The following is a 4671-nucleotide window of genomic DNA, read 5'->3' as shown; positions in this document are numbered from 1 at the left end:
TATTTTCGCTACCGATGCGAGTCAGATCGATCGCGCTACAGCAGTAGCCTTCGCTGTTGAGGTGGTGCATCATCCGCACCATCAAGCTAGATTTACCCATCTGACGGGGGTTGAGAATATAACAGAATTCCCCTTGCTTCAATGCTTGATAAAGCTGACGATCTGCCGAGCGCACTACATAGGTAGGAGCATCCATCGGTAAGCTTCCCCCCACTTGATAGTCAAAGTTAGAAGGAGATTCACCTCTGAGTAATTCATTTTCAAACATTAGTTCTGCCTGGGTAGCCTGAAGAATTTCTAAGGTTTGGGATAGTTCTAAAGTACGTTCTGTAACTTTTTGTTCTAGTTGCTGGGTGAACTGAAGCCGTTGAGATTCTACTTTTCGGCGATCGCTAATATCTTGGAAAGCAGCGATTGCATAAATAATTTTGCCCTTCTCATCCACAACAGGCATCGCCGAAACTTCTAAGGGAATTATTTTGTCTGCTTGATGAATTTCAACATCGTCAATAGTCGATCGCTCTCCTTTTAAAGCCCGTAAGACTGGTTGTTCTTCAGTCGGATAGAGTCGATCTGTACCCGCTAAATATGCTTGATAGGTTTGAGTTAACTCACTGGCAGTAGTTTCGGCGATAATTCCTTTGCCCAAGATTTGCTGTGAAGTTTGATTGGCGTAATAGGGTTTGCCCTGGGCATCAACGACAAAGATCCCGATAGGTACGGCTTCTAAGAATTGAGCTAGTCTTCTTTCGTTGCGATCGACGGCAAGATAAAGTTGGGCGTTTTGGATCGATGTGGCTGCTTGGGAAGAGATGATTTTAACGATTTCCAGGCGATCTCTAGTGAAGGCATTAGTAGTTAAGTTGTTTTCTAGATATAAAATACCGATCGGGTTTCCCCGATCTAACAGAGGAGTGCAAAGAATCGATTTGGGTTGAGTCAGGTTAATATAGCGATCGCTCTTAAATCTTTTGTCTGCCGTTGCGTTATGAAGAACCAGGTTATCTTGTGTGCGAGTTATGTAATTAATAATGCTGACTGGCAGGATGGGGGTTTGCGACTCGCCGATAGTAGAATCTATAGGCATAGAACGCATAATACCAACTTCATCAGTACCGGCTTTGCCTTCGGCTTGAATTACCCAGCAATCTTCTTCTTTTAATATCAAACAACCCGTTTGTGCCCCTGCATTTTCAATTGCCGTTGTCATCAAAGTCGCCAGTAACTTTTCTAATTGAATTTCTCTCGATACTGCTTTGGTAGCCTTAATAACGCTGGCTATATCCAGCATTTCGAGTTTTAGATTGCCCTTGTTTGGTTTTAACTCCAAATCTAGGGATAAATGAGGATATTCTGCTGTTAAGGCTCGTATCTTAGCCGTTGCTCCCCAACGGGAATAACAATAGTAGGCATTCTTAAGATAAAAATTCCCTATTTCTTGTCTGCCAATGGTTAAATAAAATTCTGCTGCCCGCTCGTAGGCGATCGCTTCTTCTTGAATGTAGCCCTGTGCTTTTGCTCCACCGATGGCGCGATCGTAATATTCCATTGCCGTCGGAATGTTGCCCAGTACTCGCGCTTTTTCTGCCTCTACCAAAGCGTATTTATGCTGGTAGTTCATCGGGCAATGTTCCGCCCAATATTGCATTAGGAATTGATTTTGCGCTACTATTTCTAATTCTTGTTGTTCGTCAGTTTTTAATTGAGCGTAGGGATATTGAGCCAATACCGACAGGGAATAATAAAAATTATGCTGGGTATAAATTACTTCTGCTTTAACAAATCCCGAATATTCTGACCCCAAACGAGCCGATTCTAAAGCTTGCGGATAGTTTTTGAATAAATAACTAGTAAAGCATTTGGCATAGAATAAGCCAAATATTGCTAATAAATTGTTGTGTTGTTTTAACTCTGATAAAGTTTGAGATTCGCAAACAAAATTACCGTCCAAACTATCTCCCCGATAGTTGTCTTCGGTCATACTTTCAGCCACCTGAGCTATTATTTTTGCCAGGATTAATTGATGCTTTTGCTGGTATTTGTCGATTAAAGCAATATATTTTGTTTGGTTTGATTTTACTTTTTCTAGACTACTACCGCTAAAAAACAAATGAGAACAATAATAATGAGCAGCATAACAAGCAAATTCACAATCACCTGCCTCCAATCCGCATCGAACGGCTTGAAAAAGTGGTTTTAATGTTGTTGATAAATGCTGCTTTTTATGATTAATAGTTATTGAAACTACAACAGATAATAAAGATTGAAACTCTTTAGCATTTAATTGAGATAGTGTAGCCGAAGCCAATTTACCAAACTGATAAGAACGATCTATATCTGGTATTGACCAAGATATTAAAGCTCCATAAACAGTATAGGCATAGATCGAAGCAGGGGCATTACCATATTGACTAGAAATCTCTAGCATAGTGTATAAAAGTGGCGATGCTAGATCGGCTTCTGCAAAGCAAGCAGGGGGATGTACGAGCATCAAGATTCGCATTGCTTGTAGCTGAATTGGATCGCTCATAGCTGATAATCGAGCTAGTTTTTCTGGATCTAGTTCGGTTGGAACTCGAACTATATTTGTACCTAAAAGTTCTAAAGTTTGTCTGCCTATTTCGATAGCAGATTGAATTTGATTTTGGGCTAATGCTAACCTAATTTTTATTTCGCAAAACTTAGCTTGTTGTAAGATATTTTCTACTCGCTCTATTCCTAGATTGCAATATGTCTCTGCCTGGCTAAAATTAGTATTAAGATATTCTGCTTCTGCTAATTCGGTATATAGCTGAGATGCTAAATCGTAACGATCGCCCCAACAATTGTCTCCTAAAAGTTTTATTCCTAAATCAAAATAATCTTTAGCAGCATCATAAGCAGTAGCTGTTTTTGCCTGTCGTCCAGCAACTAAATTTAGTTTGGCTAAATTATCTTTTTCTGCTTGAGTATCTATTAGGTTGTAGCCAAAATTAAGCTGGTTAACTACGGCAAATAAATTATCTTTTTTAGTCGATGAATTGTATTTTGCTAAAAGTATCTTGCCGATTTTATAGTGGGTAATTGGTTTTTCGGCTTCGGTAATTAAACTATAAGCAGCTTCTCTAACGCGATCGTGTAGAAATTTATAGTCAATCTCAATCGTATTTAATTCCAGAGCGATCGCTTCTGATTCATCAAAAGCCAAAGGAATTTGATAGTTATCCGACTGGGGTAAAATCAAACCCGCTTCTATGGCTGGTGAGAGTTCTTTTGCCGTAGCAATCTGAGATTTTTGGTTAATAGTTGCAATGGTTGCCAAATCGAAATTATTACCCAAACAAGCAGCTATTTTAAGCATATTTCTTGTCTGGAGGGGTAATTGAGCCAAATTAGACGTGACTAATTCGACTATAGTAAAATCTTTAATGCCTATAGCTTGAATGTTTGCCAGATCCCATTGCCAAAGATCTAATTCAGTTTGATAGGTTAGTAATTTTTCTGTGTAGAGTTTTTTTAGTAATCGATCGCAGAAAAAAGGATTGCCTTGAGTTTTCCTAAAAATTAGTCTGGCAAAAGTATCGATCTGGTTAATATCTATCCCCTTACCAATATTATCGGCGATCGCAGCAGTAACATCGACAAGCTTTAAAGGTGCGATCTCCAAATGGGCAAGATCGACACCCGCAGAAATAATTTTGGCGATCGTTTCAATTAAAGGATGAGTGGCATTGACTTCATTATCGCGATATGCCCCAATTAAAAATAAATAGCCGTCTTGCTGTCGCTGGCTTAAAAATTCGATTAAATGTAAAGACGTGAGATCCGCCCACTGCAAATCGTCTAGAAAGATAACCAGAGGGTGTTCGGGTTGGCAAAAAACACCAAACAGTTTCTCAAACGCCAAATTAAGTCTATTTTGAGCCTCTATTGCTCCCAACTGAGGAACTTCAGGCTGTTTGCCAATAATTAATTCCAATTCGGGAATAAGATCGATGATTACTTGAGCGTTGGGATTGAGGGCATCTAGTAACTTATTGCGCCAAAGAGAGATCTGGGTTTCAGTTTCGGTTAATAGTTGAGCAAAGAGGTTTTGAAAAGCCAGAACAAATGCAGCATAGGGAATATTGCGTTTGAATTGGTCGAACTTCCCCCCAATAAAATAGCCCCTCGTAGCAGAAATCGGTTTATAAACTTCATTGACAATTGAGGTTTTACCCACCCCCGAATTACCAGAAATTACTTTAATTTCTGTCGCACCATGTCTGACTCGATTAAAAGCATCCAACAGGGTTTGTATTTCTGTTTCCCTACCGTAGAGTTTTTCAGACAATAAAAACTGCTTGCCCAGATCTCGCTTACCCAATTCAAAGCCTTCAATTTTACTTTGGCTGCGTAATTGCTGGAGACAGTTTTCTAGGTCAAACTTAAGCCCCGCAGCAGTTTGATATCTATCCTCGGCAGCTTTCGCCATCAACTTCATCACGATATCTGAAACTACTTGTGGAGTCTTCTTCCTGTTGACTGTTAACTGATAACTGTTAACTGATAAAGGTTGTTTGGCTATGTGTGCGTGGATTAACTCCAAAGGATCTTGGCTGGTAAAGGGCAAATTCCCTACCAGCATTTGATAAAAAGTAACTCCCAGAGAATAAAAATCTGTACGATAATCTACCGAACGATTCATTCTGC

The 4671-nt window shown here is 39.6% G+C and carries 1 protein-coding gene; it reads right to left on the bottom strand.

Annotated elements, in window-relative coordinates; all coding sequences use genetic code 11:
* Positions 1–4671: AAA family ATPase (locus AC33VI_RS22760; protein ID WP_491784547.1), on the bottom strand; the 4671-nt coding region annotated here is incomplete at both ends.

It is taken from the genome of Waterburya sp. (assembly GCF_058530065.1).
The sequence above is the reverse complement of the archived record's forward strand: the minus strand, read 5'-3'. Positions and strand labels throughout refer to the sequence as shown.